This window comes from Roseibium sp. AWQ4_254, assembly GCF_056161025.1.
Genome location: NZ_JBSWYH010000020.1, coordinates 89,944 through 104,750, shown reverse-complemented (window position 1 = coordinate 104,750; position 14,807 = coordinate 89,944). Strand labels below are relative to the sequence as shown.

The window sequence follows — 14,807 nt, the reverse complement described above, 5'->3', positions numbered from 1 at the left end:
TCAGGCGCCCGATCCATCAGAAGCATCACCCGCCTGTACAGTCAATTTCAGCCGTTATGGGGCGAAAACGATGTTTCGTCCACTCCATTGCTGCTCTCAAAGATTACGCGTGGCCAGCTGATGCGGATCTGCGCACTGTTTTTGGGCGGTGGCTGATTGTCCAGAACCAGCTTGGCCCCGGTGCGCTCCAGCAGGGTCTTGGCAATGAAGATGCCCAGCCCGAGCCCTCCGCCTGTGCCGCCCGAACCACCATGTGCGGATCTGCTGCCGCGCACGGAGACATAGGGGTCTCCGATCCGGCCCAGAATATCGATTGAAAAGCCGGGCCCGTCATCCAGAATGACGATCGACAGGGTGGTCTCGTCCCAGGTGGCGGTCACATCCACCCGTGATCTTGCGAAATCGACCGCATTCTCCACCAGATTGCCGAGCCCGTAGCGGATGGCGGCATTGCGGGTGCCGACCGGTTCTGCGCCCTCCCCGGTCCAGGTGGCATGAATGGCAACGCCGGTGCCCCGGTGCGGGTCGATCACATCCTCGAGCAGTTGTGACACCGGCATCCGCTGGTAGGTCCGGTCCTCTTCGCTGGACAGGCTGGTGAGCTGTTTCAGAATCTCCCGGCACCGTTCCGCCTGGGAGCGGATCAGGGCGACGTCTTCGCCCCTGGCGTCTCCGGTTTCGAACTCGCCGTCCAGCTCCTTCGCGGCGAGATAGATGGTGGCCAGCGGCGTGCCAAGCTCATGCGCGGCAGCGGTGGCCAGCCCGTCCAGGGCATTGAGATGCTGTTCCCGGGCCAGAACCAGTTCGGTGGCCGCCAGGGCATCGGCCAGCTGGCGGGCTTCTTCGGCCACCCGGAACGCATAGACCGCCATGAAACCGAGTGTCAGCACCAGGGCGATCCAGATCCCGGCGGAATATACCACCGGCAGGGCGAAATTCTCCGTATCTGGCCAGGGCAACGGAAAGTGGAAGACCGCCAGAAAACTGGCGCTGGCCGTGGCCAGAACCCCCAGCATGACCGTATAGCGCGCCGACAGGCCTGTGGCGGAGACCATGACCGGGGCCATCAGGAGAAAGGCGAACGGATTGCCGAGGCCGCCGGTCAAAAACAGGAGCACGCTCATCTGGATAATGTCATAGGCCAGCTGCAGCGCGGCGGCCCGTTCCGACAGGCGCATGGCGGAGGGCCAGCGGATCTTCAAAAAGATGTTGAGCCAGGCGGACAGGGCGACCATGGCAAAGGCGGGGCCGGCGGGTAGGCCATAGCCCAGGCCGACATGCACCAGAAGAAGGGCTGCTGTTTGACCGCCCACCGCAAGCCAGCGCAGCCTGACCAGGGTGTCGAGCTTCAGCCGCCTGTGCGGCAGCGTGATCATCGACGCAGGTTGATCCGTCATGACCTTCTTTTGAAATGGAATCGGCTTGCTGGCAAGGTCATGGCCCTTGTGCCCGCCGTTGGTAGATGTTAGCCAGCCGCTAACACGGCTGTCCGGATCACGCGGGCCGGCGGCCAGCCGGAGGGATTTCAGTACTCTTCATTTCAGATCAGCACCGCGAAACGGAATGAAATACGATGACCGACACAAATGACGGCGGCGCACAGCCGCAGACGGAAGGTGCTGCTGCACCGGGCATGCATATCCTGGGTCAGTACATCAAGGATCTGTCGTTTGAAAACCCGAACGCGCCGCGCTCCCTCCAGCAGGGCGAAGTTCAGCCGAAGCTTGACATCAATGTGAATGTCGGCGCCCAGCAGATGGGTGAGGACCAGTTCGAGGTTGTTCTGACCCTGACGGCCAAGGCTGCCCGTCCCGACATGGTCATGTTCAATGTCGAGCTGGTCTATGCCGGTCTCTTCAAGATCACCGGTGTGCCGCAGGAGCACATGCATCCGTTTGTGATGATCGAATGCCCGCGCATGATCTTCCCCTTCGCCCGCAACATTCTGGCCGAAGCAACCCGCAATGGCAGCTTCCCGCCGCTGATGCTCGATCCGATCGACTTTGCCCAGCTCTACCGCCAGAACATGGCCCAGCAGGCTGGCGACCAGAAGCCGAACTGACGCGCACCGGGCGCATTCAGCTTCAAGGTTCAGCCTTTAGGTAGGCGCTCAAACCCCGTGCCGGTCTCCGGCGCGGGGTTTTGCATTGAAGACCAATTTCAACGGACAGGGACCCTCTGTGCGTCATTCTAGACAGTGACATGTGAGAATGTTCCGTGGCCATCCCCAGTCAATCCGATGAAACGGGATTGGCTCTATTGGGCTTCAAATTCTGGATCGACGGGAACCTGAAGCGCGGTCACCAGGGCGTTGGTCATGGAGGCGAGACCGATGATCTGCACCAGTTCGCCATGTTCCTCATCGCTCATGCCTTTCGCCCTGGCGGATGCGGTATGGGAATGCACACAGTAGCTGCAGCCATTGGCAGCCGACACGGCGATATAGATCATCTCGCGGGTTTTCGGGTCGAGCGCGCCGGGCGTGGCCATCACCGCCTTCACCTGTTCCCAGGTGCGTTTCAGGCCGGCAGGGTCATTGGCGAGCGCCCGCCAGACATTGTTGATGAAATCGGAGCCGCGGGTGTGCCGGATATCGTCAAAGACCGCTTTGACGTCCGGCAGGTCTTCTGCCTCCTGATCTGAAATCAGCCGCACCGTAGCCATGGCTATCCTCCTCGTGAGCTTGGTGGTGGGCTCAGGCCTCTTCCAGAAGCGCCGCCCAGCTTTTTGGCGCCTCCCCGTTCAGCGGGTTTTTGGGGGAGCGTTTGTAGCGGATTGTTTCCATCCGGAAGCTGCGTGCGTCGAACATCACCATGCGCCCGGTGAGCCCCTCGCCGGTTCCGGTGATCTCCTTGATCACCTCCATGGCTTGCATGGCGCCGAGGATCCCGGTCAAGGCCCCCAGAACTCCGGCCTCCGCGCAGCTTGGCAGCAGCCCGGCACGGGGTTTTTTCGGAAACAGGCACCGGTAGGTGGGGTTGGGGGCACCATCGGCACCGGTTTCAAAGGGCCTCAAGGTGGTGATGGAGCCGTCGAACTGGCCGACCGCCGCTGTCACCAGCGGCTTCTTGGCAAAGAAGCAGGCGTCAGAAACCAGATAGCGGGTGTCGAAATTGTCGGAGCCGTCCACAACCAGATCATAGCCGGACACAAGGGCGAGCGCATTGTGCCCGGCTATGCGGGTTGGATAGGGCGTGACCTGCACATTTGGGTTCAGCCGGGCAATGGCCTCTGCCGCACTGGCAACTTTCGGCTCGCCAAGCTGGTCGGTATCGTGAATGACTTGCCTCTGCAGATTGGACAGCGACACCGTGTCGTCATCAACAATGCCGAGGGTGCCAACTCCGGCGGCCGCCAGATATTGCAGGACCGGTGCCCCAAGGCCGCCAGCGCCAATCACCAGCACCTTGGCCGCTTTCAGTTTCTGCTGCCCGGCCCCGCCAATCTCATGCATGACGATGTGGCGGGCGTAGCGTTCAAGTTCTGCGGAGGAAAGCATCTGGGGTCCTGCGAAACGGAAGGGGGTTATTTCAAGATGCGGCTGACAAGGCGGGCCGTGTAGTCGACCATGGGAATGACCCGCGCATAATTCAGGCGCGTGGGGCCGATCACGCCGAGCACGCCGACAATGCGCTGGTTGCTGTCCCTGTAGGGCGAGACGACAAGGGACGAGCCGGACAGGGAAAAGAGATTGTTCTCCGAGCCGATGAAGATCCGCACCCCGTCGCCCTTTTCCGCAAGGCCGAGAAGCTGGATCAGATCCTTCTTGTTTTCCAGATCGTCAAAAAGAAGCCGGATGCGCTCCAGATCCTCTGCTGCGTCCAGGTCGGTCAGCAGGTTGGACCGGCCCCGCACGATCAGGGTGCCCGGGTCGGTGGCCGTGTCGCCGCTCCACACGGCCAGACCCGCATCAATTACCTTCTGGCTGAGCTGGTCGAGTTCGGCCTGGTCCGCATCGCGCACCCGCTCCAGCTCTGTACGGATGTCTGAAAGCGTCCGGCCCTGGATCTGGGCGTTGAGATAGTTGCTGGCTTCTACCAGGGCGGAAGACGGCAGGTTGGCCGGAAGGTCGACAACCCGGTTTTCCACGGACCCGTCTTCGCTCACCAGAATGACCAGCGCCTTTTGCGGTTCAATGCGCACGAATTCGACATGTTTCAGCCGGGTATCGGATTTGTGGGTCAGCACGACCCCCGCGCCCATGGACAGCCCCGAGAGCATCTGGCTGGCCTCTGTCAGCACCTGTTCGCTTGAGGTGGCTTCCTGGGAGGCGCGCACCTGAACGTCGATCTGGCGGCGTTCGTCTTCGGTCAGGTCGCCCACTTCCAGCAGGGCGTCGACAAAAAACCGCAGCCCGACCTCCGTCGGCAGCCGGCCTGCGCTGGTATGGGGCGAGTGCAGCAGGCCAAGATGTTCCAGATCGGACATCACATTGCGCACGGAAGCCGGCGACAGGGACATGGACAGGGAACGCGAGACATTGCGGGAGCCGACCGGCTCGCCGGTCTCCAGATAGCTTTCCACGATGGAGCGGAAAATCTCGCGGGATCTCTTGTCGAGGTCGCTGAGGCTCAAAGGGCGTTCTCCGTATGACTGACCATGTTTTGCACCGGGTTTTGGCGCTGATACCCAAGATATAGGCGCAAAATGGGTCCGGCGTGAAGCAGGCCCTTTACCTTGCACGAAAATGAGGTCTACAAGGCGCACGGGATTTGAAGGAAACAGCGGTGTTGCACTGGACTGTTCCGTTTCATGGCGAAAGTCGAAAGGAAGTTTCATGCGTCCGTCTAAACGCGCAGCTGACGAGCTCAGGGCTGTGACCCTTGAGCGGGGAGTGTCCAAACATGCGGAAGGATCGTGCCTGGTCAAGTTCGGCGACACCCATGTCCTGTGCACCGCCAGCCTGGAAGAGCGGGTGCCGCCCTGGCTCCGCGGTCAGAACCGTGGTTGGGTGACGGCGGAATACGGCATGCTGCCGCGGGCAACCGGCGAGCGCATGCGCCGTGAGGCCAGCGCAGGCAAACAGTCCGGCCGGACCCAGGAAATCCAGCGTCTGATCGGCCGGTCCCTGAGGGCGGTTGTTGATCTGCAAGCGCTGGGCGAAGTGCAGATCTCCGTAGACTGCGATGTGATCCAGGCCGATGGTGGCACCCGGACGGCCGCCATTACCGGCGCCTGGGTGGCCTTGCGCGACTGCGTGGAATGGATGCGTTCCCGGGACATGGTGTCTGGTACGGTTCTCAAAGACCATATTGCCGCCATTTCCTGCGGCATTCATGAGGGCAGCCCAGTGCTGGATCTGGACTATGCGGAAGACAGCACGGCGGAAACGGACGCTAATTTCGTGATGACCGGATCGGGCGGCATTGTCGAAATTCAGGGCACGGCAGAGGGCGCGCCCTTCTCCGAGGACGAATTCAACCAGCTTCTGGGACTGGCCAAGGCAGGGATCACCCGTCTGGTCGATCTTCAGAAAATGGCCATTCTCTAAATCAGTGTGCCGGTCTCCCGCTGGGGAGGCCCGCCAAGAGGGGTCTGGCTTGACCAGGTTGAGCCGGTCCGGGAACATAGCATCATGAGCCACCGCAAACTCATCCCCGGCAAACTCGTTGTTGCCAGCCACAACAAGGGCAAGATTCGGGAAATCAATGAACTCCTGGGGCCATACGGGTTCGAGGTGGTCTCTGCCGGGGATCTGGACCTGCCGGAACCGGTTGAGGACGGGCTTACATTTGAGGACAATGCTGCGATCAAGGCTGAGGCGGCAGCAGAGGCGTCCGGCCTCCCTTCGCTCGCCGATGACAGCGGGTTCTGCGTTGAAGCGCTGAAGGGAGATCCGGGCATTTATTCCGCGCGTTGGGCGGGGCCGGACAAGGATTTTGCCATGGCCATGCGCACCATTGAGGAAAAGCTGCAGACGCTTGAAGGCGGCGCACCCGGCAACCGCAGGGGCTCCTTTGTAGCAGTGCTGTGCCTTGCCTGGCCCGATGGCCACAAGGAGTTTTTCCGGGGCGAGGTTGCAGGCGACCTTGTGTGGCCGCCGCGTGGCAGCCAGGGCTTTGGATATGATCCCATGTTCAGACCGGACGGGCATACGCGCACCTTTGGCGAAATGACGTCAGAGGAAAAACATGGCCTGGAAGCCGGAGCAGAGCCGCTGTCCCACCGCGCCCGTGCATTCACGGCCTTTGCTCGAGGCTGCCTGGAGGGGGCGACACGGTGACCGGTCAAGAGGCGGCAGAAGGCGGTTTCGGCGTTTATATCCACTGGCCGTTCTGCGCGGCCAAATGCCCGTATTGCGACTTCAATTCCCATGTCCGCCACCAGCCGGTCGACCAGGAGCGGTTCGCGGACGCTCTTGTCCGGGAAATGACCTATCTTGCCGGGCTGACGGGCCCAAAAACCGTCCAGTCCGTGTTTCTGGGTGGTGGGACCCCGTCGCTCATGGACCCGGCGACAGTGGAACGGGTGCTGGTGGCGGTCTCCGATTGCTGGAGCATGGACGAGAAGATCGAGATCACGCTGGAAGCCAATCCGACCTCTGTCGAGGCGACCCGCTTCAAGGGGTACCGGGCGGCCGGCGTGAACCGGGTTTCCCTCGGGGTGCAGTCCCTCCATGATCAGGATCTGAAGCTTCTGGGCCGCCTGCATGATGCAGCCACCGCGCGTGCGGCCATTGAAACCGCCCGGGCCACCTTCCCGCGCCTGTCCTTTGATCTGATCTATGCCCGGCCCGACCAGACTCTTGGCGCGTGGGAGGCGGAGCTGAAAGACGCAATTTCGCTCGCGGCCGATCACCTGTCCCTCTACCAGTTGACCATTGAGCCGGGAACGCCCTTCTTCGCGCTGCATCAGGCGGGCAAGCTGAAGACCCCGGAACCGGAACTGGGGGCCGATTTTTACGGGCTGACCCAGGATATTGCGGCAGAGGCGGGCTTGCCTGCCTATGAAGTGTCGAACCATGCCCGGCCCGGCGCCGAATGCAGGCACAATCTGGTCTATTGGCGCTATGGCGACTATGCCGGTGTGGGCCCGGGAGCCCATGGACGCCTGACGGTGGGGGCGAACCGGCTGGCAACATCCACGGAATCCCACCCGGAAACCTGGCTGGAAACGGTCGAAAACCATGGCCATGGGCTGGTGGAACAGGCGGGCCTGAATGAAGAGGAGCAGGGGGATGAATACCTGCTCATGGGCCTGCGCTTGACCGAAGGCATTGATCTGAAGCGCTATGAAGCGTTTGCGCACAGAGCCATTGATCCAATGCGATTGAAAGCGCTTCTGGAACACGGCATGGTGGAAGAAATCGGGGAAAACCGGGTCCGGGCGACGCCGGACGGATTTTTTGTGCTCGACGCGGTGGTCGCCGATCTGGCAGCCTGACCGTCGCGATTTGCCCATACGGCACATAAATCTACCAAGTTGATTTAAATACCCAATCTGCCTTTTGCGCTGCAAAGCGTTTCGGTGCCGAAGCAAGTTTGCCAATAGCACAGACCATTTACAGGTCTTGCAGCGTAGCAAATAGCAGTATTGCCGCAGGCTGCCTGCCTAGCTATTGTGCTGCAATGCAATAGATGGTGCCATAACAAGCGGGCCGCGACAAAAGATGTTCAATTTCATCAATGAGGCGCGCGGCTTCGCAAACAAAGGAGACGCGCCTTTGCCATTTTATCATCTGTACGAGCTGAACCATGCTGCCATGGCACCGCTGCGCGCGGTCGCCGACATGACCCGGCTCTGCTTTCAAAATCCGCTCAATCCCTGGACCCATACCAGCTATGGCCGCCAGGTGGCGGCTGGCTGCGAGGTGCTGGAACGCACGACCCGGCGCTACGGAAAACCCGAATTTGGCCTGCGCGAAACCACGGTGGGCGGTGTGCGGGTGCCCGTGCGCGAAGACATTGTCTGGAGCCGGCCCTTTTGCGATCTGATCCGTTTTGAGCGGGGCACCGCAACCCACCGCAACGATCCCAAGGTGTTGATTGTCGCGCCGATGTCCGGCCACTACGCGACCTTGCTGCGCGGAACGGTGGAAGCGCTGCTGCCCAACGCGGATGTCTACATCACCGACTGGATCGATGCGCGCATGGTACCGGTCCAGGACGGCAAGTTCGATCTGGACGACTATATCGACTACATCATTTCCATGCTTCATTTCCTGGGGCCGGATTCCCATGTGCTCGGCGTGTGCCAGCCGTCGGTTCCGGTTCTTGCGGCAACGGCGGTGATGGAAGCCCGGGAAGACCCTTATGTTCCGGCGACCATGACGCTGATGGGCGGTCCGATCGATACGCGCGTTGCTCCGACAGCGGTGAATGATCTGGCAGTTTCCAAGGGGATCGACTGGTTCAAGAACAACGTCATCATGAAAGTGCCGTTCCCGCATCCGGGGTTCATGCGCGATGTCTATCCGGGCTTTCTGCAGCTGTCCGGTTTCATGAGCATGAATCTGGACCGCCATGTCACGGCGCACCGGGATTTCTTCCAGCATCTGGTCGCCGGAGACGGAGACAGTGCGGAAAAACACCGGGATTTTTATGATGAATATCTGGCCGTCATGGACCTGACGGCCGAATTCTACCTGCAGACTGTTGAATCCGTATTCATCGATCATTCCCTGCCCAAGGGCAAGATGGAGCATAACGGCACGCCGATCGATTGCACTCAGATCAAACGCACGGCGCTGCTGACGGTGGAAGGCGAGAAGGACGATATCACCGGCCGGGGCCAGACACGGGCGGCCCATGACCTGTGCACCAGCCTGCCGGACGACATGAAGGCGCATTACGAGCAGCCCAATGTGGGCCATTATGGCGTTTTCAACGGCTCCCGCTGGCGGTCAGAAATTGCTCCGCGTGTGATGGACTTCATCCGCAGTCACCGGCCGGGTGTCTCCCGGCGCCCTGCTGCAGCAAAGAAAACCTCTACCCAGGCAAAAGTGGTCGCAGCCGTCAAATCCGCCGCTAAAGCGGTGACGAAACCGGCCGCCAAATCCAAAACCGCAGCCAAGCCGGTGGCCAAGACCGGAACGGCCTCTGCCAGGAAACCTGCCAGCAAACCCGGGCCGCTGGCGGACATTCTGCTGGCCAAGCCCGATGGGGCGGCGGACGACCTGAAAGCGATCAGCGGCGTCGGGCCGAAGCTGGAAACGGCTTTGAATGAGGCCGGTATTTTCCATTACTGGCAGATTGCCGGGCTCACCGGCGACCAAATCGAGGCGCTGGACAGCAAACTCGACTTCCGGGGCCGCATTGCGCGGGACAACTGGATCGAGCAGGCCCGCGAACTCTCGGAAGCTGTCAGTTGACAAGAGATGGATCGGGCACCGGGGCCGGGGCGATGCCGGACGGTGCCCGCAACCGGGTTGTTGCACGGTCAAAAGCTGGTTTGACCCTGTCCCGCGCAGGAAAATGAATTTTTCTTCATTTTCTTTTCGTTGAATTCCTGCGCCGGTTCTACTTTCCGAAGCGGCGGATTCCGTAAACAAAGCCAAAGAGTTGTCATTCCTTTAGACAATGCGCTTTCTGGGGCGCGTGTCTAGTCTACCGATGTGACACGCACCACAAATCCTTGAAGCGGCGGCGGGCAATGCCCACCTTTTTGGGGTGGATGTCTTTAATGGATAGGACGATGACGACGACCAAAAGTTGCATGATCAAACCTGCCTGGACGCCTGCGACCATCGGCCTGATGGTGCTGGGGTTCGTGGTGTTCTGGCCGCTTGGCCTCGCCATGCTCGCCTATATCTTGTGGGGTGACCGGTTCGAGGCCATGGCCCGCGATGCAAGAGATCACTGGCGGGGCAGCCCGCTGAAGGGAGCTTTCGACCAGATGTCAAACACACCTGCCTATGCACGGACCGGAAACGTGGCATTCGACGATTACCGTGAGCGTGAGCTGAAACGACTGGAAGAAGAGCGCGCGAAGCTGGACGCGATGCGGGCGGATTTCGACGAATTTCTGCGGGAGTTGCACCGGGCCCGCGACCAGGAAGAATTCGACCGCTTCATGGCCAAACGGGGCCGTTCAACCGGCGGCGAGGCGCCCGCCTCCTGAAACGGATTGTCCTGGACCCGTCTGCGGACGGCCTGACCGAAGGCGGCGCCCAAAGCGCCGCTTTCGTCATTTTCATTCCTTAAAAATAGTGTTTGGGCTGCCGACCCTGGGCGCGCCATGTTCCTGAGGGGAAACCGGTTTGTCTTTTGCGTTAACGTTTCTGATGTCAGGCAGCGAAAGGCAAAACCCATGAAACGCGATTTGCTTTAAACTCCCTGCAAGTGATTCGACCGGACCCCTGACCATGCGCCTGCGCCGCACGCCTTCCAAGCTGCCGGACCATATCGAGATTGAAACGGAGACGGCGGCTGTGCGCATCCGTCTGCGGGCCAATCCCAGAGCACAGCGCTATCTGCTCCGTCTGCCGGCAGACCGGTCCGGCCCCGTTCTAACGGTGCCCAAGGGTGGCGATCTCTCCCGCGCCGAACGGTTTGCCCGCCAGCATATCGACTGGCTGATCGACCGGCTGCAGGACCGGCCGGACCATGTGGCGTTCCGCGCCGGGGACATCGTTCCTCTGCGCGGGCAAGAGCATGTCATCGTTCCAACCGGCACACTGCGCGGGCTGGTCACGGTGGGCCGGGCGGAAGACGGAATGCCGGCCCTGCTGGTGCCCGGCGCAGACGATCATATTCCGCGCAAGGCGATATCCTGGCTGAAGGAAGAGGCGCGGCGGGACTTGACGGAGCGGGCCCATCATCACGCCGGAGTCCTGGGCAAGAAAATCGCCGCCATTAGCATCCGCGACACCAAAAGCCGCTGGGGCTCCTGTGCCTCCAATGGCAGGCTATCCTTTTCCTGGCGCCTGATCCTGGCCCCGCCCGATATTCTGGACTATGTGGCCGCCCATGAGGTTGCCCATTTGCAGGAAATGAACCATTCAAGCCGGTTCTGGCGCCTGTGCGAACATCTTGCGCCGCAAACCCCGCGGGCCCGCGTCTGGCTTAAGGAAAACGGTCTTCACCTGCACGGCTACGGCTAATACCACATGCCAAAACCCGGTCGGATGGGTCCTTGTCAAGTGAGTTTGGATCCACAGGCCTACTGAGTTCGCAGGTCACCGGCTTTTATAACGCGCGACAGGGGGGCGCTACCCGCCGCCGAAAATATTGCGCAGGAGATTGAGCGGGCCGCGCCGTTCGCCATCGCCGCCTTCGCCGCCAATTGGAGCGGGTGGGATTGGCGCACTGCCGGAACTGACAGTGGCTGGCCGCTGGGTCCGGGGTTTGCGCGGCGCGGCAATCGTGGCCGGAAGGTTTGGAACGCCGGGTAGATCGGCCACCGGCAGGCCTTTGTGATCCGAATCCATCACGGCTTTCCAGGTGGCAGCTGGCAGGCTGCCGCCGGTTGCCTTGCGGGTCGGCGAATTGTCGTCATTGCCGAACCAGACCGCTGTGGTCAGATTGCCCGTATAGCCGATGAACCAGGCATCGCGGAAATCCTGTGTGGTGCCGGTCTTGCCGCCGGCTGGCCGCCCGTTGTCAAGACGGGCCTTGTGGCCCGTACCGGTGAGCAGGGTTTCGGCCATCATCCGGTTCATGTCTGCGACTTGCTGGCGCTGGATCACCCGGCCCCGGCCGTCGCCGGATCTGGAATAAAGGGTTTTGCCGTCAACGGTACGGATCCGGCGGATGATATGCGGCAGGACCCCATAGCCGCCATTGGAAAAGGGCACATAGGCCGACGCGATTTCCAGCGGCGAGACTTCCGATGTGCCCAGGGCCAGCGACAGGTTCGCCTTCAGGGGCGAGGTGATGCCAAGCCGCTTGGCTGTGCTGGCGATGGTTCCGGGTCCGACCTGGTTGGCCAGTTGCGCGGCAATGGTGTTCAGGGACAGGCTGAGCGCCCGGGTGAGGGAGACCGGCCCGTAATATTGCTTGGTGTAGTTCTTCGGCGACCATTTGCCGATGGTGGTCGGCTGATCCTGACGGATGGTGTCCGGCGTCATACCGTTTTCCAGAGCCGACAGATAGACAAAGGGTTTGAAGGCTGAGCCAGGCTGGCGCTTGGCATAGGCCGCCCGGTTGTACTGGCTTCTGGCATAGTCGGCACCGCCGACCATGGCCTTGATCGCCCCGGCCGTATCCAGCGTGACAATCGCACCCTGAGACACCCTGAGGGTCTTGCCGTTTTCCTTAAGCGCAGCGCGCAGGGCTGTTTCGGCGGACTGCTGCATGGCCGGAACGATGGTCGTGTCGACCACAATGTCCTTTTCGATTGAGCCGACAAAATGCGGCAGCACGTCCATCACGTAGTCGGCCACGTAGTTCTCGCTTGCTGACGTGTAGCGGCGGACCACCTTGGCCGGAGCGGCCAGGGCGTTTTTGGCTTCATCTGCAGTAATGTAGCCCTCGTCATGCATGGCAGCCAGTACGAGCTGCGCCCGGTCCTCGGCCAGATCCGGATTGCGCGCAGGGGAATAGCGGGAGGGGGCTTTCAACAGACCGGCGATGGTCGCAGCTTCCGCGATCGTCAACAGGCGCGCCGACTTGCCGAAATAGCGCCGGGCGGCGGCATCCACCCCATAGGCACCGGAGCCGAGATAGACCCGGTTCAGATACATTTCGAGGATCTCGTCCTTGGAATATTCCGCTTCCAGCCAGAAGGCGAGCACCAGTTCCTGGATCTTGCGCTTCACGGTGCGGTCCGGTTCCAGAAACAGATTCTTGGCCAGCTGCTGGGTCAGGGTCGAGCCGCCCTGGGACACACGCCCGGCGGTCAGGTTGGTGTAGACGGCCCGCAGCAGGCCCACCGGGTCGACGCCGAAATGGGAGCGGTAGCGGCGGTCCTCAATGGCAATGACCGCATTGGGCAGATAGGGGGGCAGCTGTTCCAGCCGTACCGCCTCGCCGCCCGTGTCGCCGCGGTTGGCAATCAGATCTCCGTTTCCAGCCACAATTTTCACATTGGGGGGCCGGGCCGGCACTTGCCACTCGGAGGTCGGCGGCAGATAGGCGGCATAGTAGCCGACTACGCAGACCACGGCGATCACGCCCCAGATGCCAAGAACCGCGCTCCAGTAAAGACTGCGCTTGAACAGCCTGCCGACCACCGGGGGAATGCGCAAACGGAAGCCGCGCACACTGCTGCGCCGCTTTGCTCCGGACCGACTGCCCCGGCCTTTGCTCTGCCGGGGTTTTGTGCCCCGGGATCTGCCGGTTGCGGCTTTCGGTTTGGAGGGTTTTCCCGTCTTTTTGGCTGGTGCTTTCTTGCGGGTGCGGGCGCCGGCAGTCTTGCGTTTGGGTTTGGCACCGGATTTGGAGGCGGGTGCAGTTGGGCGGTCCTGCGGCCCAAGGCGCAGGTCAAGCAGAGTGCTGTCCGTTTCCCCGAAGGTCGGCTCAATCCGTGCCTGGCGTTTCGCCCGAGGCGCCATCGCTCATTCGTCCCGTCATCATGTCCGGTTGAAAACCGGTCCCCGGTGATGAAGATAGAATGCGGCAATTTAAGGGGGCGTTAAGGCTTCGCCCTTCCCGTGCAATTCCATAGTGCCAGATTCCGGCGGGCAGGTCCGTTGCTTTGCTGATGGCAGTTTTTACGAGCCACCTGAATCTGAAGCTCGTCTCATTTCCCGGCACGCTCCGAACGAACTTCAGAGTAAAGAAGGTGACCAGCAAACCTATGTTTCTAATGAGGTTTTCGGAACTGAAATACGCGACGGCGCGCGTTGCAAAAATCAGGCGTATTTCAAGTCCACCACACCGGCATCAGCTTGCGTAACGGCTTGCGTCGGCGCCGTAGTAATTCACGTAGCGGGTGTTGAGTTCGCTGACCGGCATGATGATGAGAATGTCGGTGGTTCCGAACTGGTGGTCGATCACCGCGCCGTCGCCGATAAAGGCCCCGAGCCGCAGGTAGCCCTTGACCAGTGGCGGCAGAGCGCGCAGGGCGGCTTTCTGGTTGATGTCTTCAGAGGCAAGGCGGTTCATTTCCACATAGCGGTCCTGAACGGCCCGTGCACGCCATTCTTCTGGCGCGCGTGAGGCGTGATGCAGGAAGGAGAGCTGCTCTGCCAGTGCATCGGGCTGGGTGCCTTCAATGGAAGCACAGCCAAGCATGACGTCGATCTTGTGCCGCAGCACATAGGACCAGATGCCGTGCCACAGCAGTTCAACCGTTTTTTTGTTGCGGTAGGGCTTGAGCACGCAGGACCGGCCCAGTTCCATGAACCGCTTGCCCGGATTGGCATCGATCAGGCGCTGGATATCATATTCGGCAGAGGTGTAGAAGCCGCCATGGCGATCGGCAATCTCCTGGAGCAGCACCCGGTAGGTGCCGACGATCTGCGGTTTCAACCGGCCCAGTTTGTTGCGTTTCAGGGATGCGTGATCCACCACGAGAAGATGGTCGCAATAGGTGTCAAACGGGTCCGCATCGCGCCGGGTTGCCTGGGTATGGGCATCGGCAATGGCGGACATTTCTTCATAAAAGACCTTATAGCGCAGCCGTTGCGCCTTTTTCACTTCCTTGAAATTGCGCGCCAGACGCACTTCCAGCGAGCCGATGCGGCCGAGCGTCTCGCCCGGTGTGTGGACTGGCGCTCCCGGGCGTATATGCGTTGAGGCCGCAGCGTCAGCGCGCAGAGCTGGCGAAAATTTGCGCACCAGTTTCTTCGGAGAAAAAAGTCCTTCACGCATCATGGACAGTCTACCCTCTTGCATTCCTTCAGCGGCACGTGGTCCGTTTCACAGCTTGCAAGCTGTTTCACGTGTCTTTTTACGTTCGCCGGTACAGGATCTCCGGCGCGGGCC

The 14,807-nt window shown here is 61.1% G+C and carries 13 protein-coding genes; 7 read left to right on the top strand and 6 right to left on the bottom strand.

All coding sequences use genetic code 11. The features are described from left to right. Window positions 1–47 precede the first annotated feature (47 nt). Entirely contained in the window at window positions 48–1,397 is a 1,350-nt protein-coding gene (locus tag ACXAIC_RS16280) for an ActS/PrrB/RegB family redox-sensitive histidine kinase (protein WP_475181979.1), read from the bottom strand. Between the two features lie 176 nt (window positions 1,398–1,573). On the opposite strand from ACXAIC_RS16280, the gene secB reads away from it, so the two are divergent. Further along, window positions 1,574–2,062: a protein-export chaperone SecB gene (gene secB, locus ACXAIC_RS16275; protein ID WP_475181974.1), complete on the top strand. Its 489-nt coding sequence runs from the start codon at window positions 1,574–1,576 to the stop codon at window positions 2,060–2,062. 194 nt (window positions 2,063–2,256) lie between these two features. On the opposite strand, the gene ACXAIC_RS16270 is transcribed toward secB, so the two are convergent. From ACXAIC_RS16270 to hrcA, 3 genes are read right to left on the bottom strand one after another with little or no spacing between them, the layout of a single operon-like run. Beyond that, a complete protein-coding gene (locus ACXAIC_RS16270; RefSeq protein WP_475181967.1) occupies window positions 2,257–2,664 on the bottom strand; it encodes a carboxymuconolactone decarboxylase family protein in 408 nt (135 codons plus the stop codon). Window positions 2,665–2,695: 31 nt separating this feature from the next. After that, a complete protein-coding gene (locus tag ACXAIC_RS16265) occupies window positions 2,696–3,499 on the bottom strand; it encodes a HesA/MoeB/ThiF family protein (protein ID WP_475181964.1) in 804 nt (267 codons plus the stop codon). Window positions 3,500–3,525: 26 nt separating this feature from the next. Then, the gene (gene hrcA / locus ACXAIC_RS16260; RefSeq protein ID WP_475181960.1) at window positions 3,526–4,575 is read right to left on the bottom strand and encodes a heat-inducible transcriptional repressor HrcA; all 1,050 of its coding nucleotides are present in this window, start codon (window positions 4,573–4,575) and stop codon (window positions 3,526–3,528) included. A 202-nt stretch (window positions 4,576–4,777) separates the two neighbouring features. Here hrcA and rph point away from each other — a divergent pair, with 202 nt between their 5' ends. The 6 genes from rph to ACXAIC_RS16230 all read left to right on the top strand — a co-directional run bounded on the left by rph (window position 4,778) and on the right by ACXAIC_RS16230 (window position 11,041). After that, window positions 4,778–5,491 (top strand): ribonuclease PH, encoded by a 714-nt coding sequence (gene rph, locus ACXAIC_RS16255; RefSeq protein ID WP_475181955.1) that lies wholly within the window; start codon window positions 4,778–4,780, stop codon window positions 5,489–5,491. Window positions 5,492–5,575: 84 nt separating this feature from the next. Continuing rightward, window positions 5,576–6,223, top strand: a complete 648-nt coding sequence (rdgB, locus tag ACXAIC_RS16250; RefSeq protein WP_475181949.1) for an RdgB/HAM1 family non-canonical purine NTP pyrophosphatase — start codon at window positions 5,576–5,578, stop codon at window positions 6,221–6,223. Further along, window positions 6,220–7,383, top strand: coding sequence for a radical SAM family heme chaperone HemW (gene hemW, locus ACXAIC_RS16245; protein ID WP_475181944.1), 1,164 nt, complete (start codon window positions 6,220–6,222; stop codon window positions 7,381–7,383). The genes rdgB and hemW overlap by 4 nt, the downstream gene beginning before the upstream one ends. A gap of 319 nt (window positions 7,384–7,702) precedes the next feature. Further along, on the top strand, window positions 7,703–9,310 hold the full coding sequence (gene phaZ / locus ACXAIC_RS16240; protein WP_475182039.1) for a polyhydroxyalkanoate depolymerase: 1,608 nt from the start codon (window positions 7,703–7,705) through the stop codon (window positions 9,308–9,310). A gap of 323 nt (window positions 9,311–9,633) precedes the next feature. Next, a complete protein-coding gene (locus tag ACXAIC_RS16235) occupies window positions 9,634–10,059 on the top strand; it encodes a DUF2852 domain-containing protein (RefSeq protein ID WP_475181941.1) in 426 nt (141 codons plus the stop codon). A 244-nt stretch (window positions 10,060–10,303) separates the two neighbouring features. Continuing rightward, window positions 10,304–11,041 (top strand): M48 family metallopeptidase, encoded by a 738-nt coding sequence (locus tag ACXAIC_RS16230; protein ID WP_475181936.1) that lies wholly within the window; start codon window positions 10,304–10,306, stop codon window positions 11,039–11,041. 108 nt (window positions 11,042–11,149) lie between these two features. Here ACXAIC_RS16230 and ACXAIC_RS16225 read toward each other — a convergent pair whose 3' ends face one another. Further along, on the bottom strand, window positions 11,150–13,432 hold the full coding sequence (locus ACXAIC_RS16225) for a transglycosylase domain-containing protein (protein ID WP_475181932.1): 2,283 nt from the start codon (window positions 13,430–13,432) through the stop codon (window positions 11,150–11,152). A 331-nt stretch (window positions 13,433–13,763) separates the two neighbouring features. After that, entirely contained in the window at window positions 13,764–14,696 is a 933-nt protein-coding gene (gene olsB / locus ACXAIC_RS16220; RefSeq protein ID WP_475181928.1) for a l-ornithine N(alpha)-acyltransferase, read from the bottom strand. Between the last annotated feature and the right edge of the window lie 111 nt (window positions 14,697–14,807).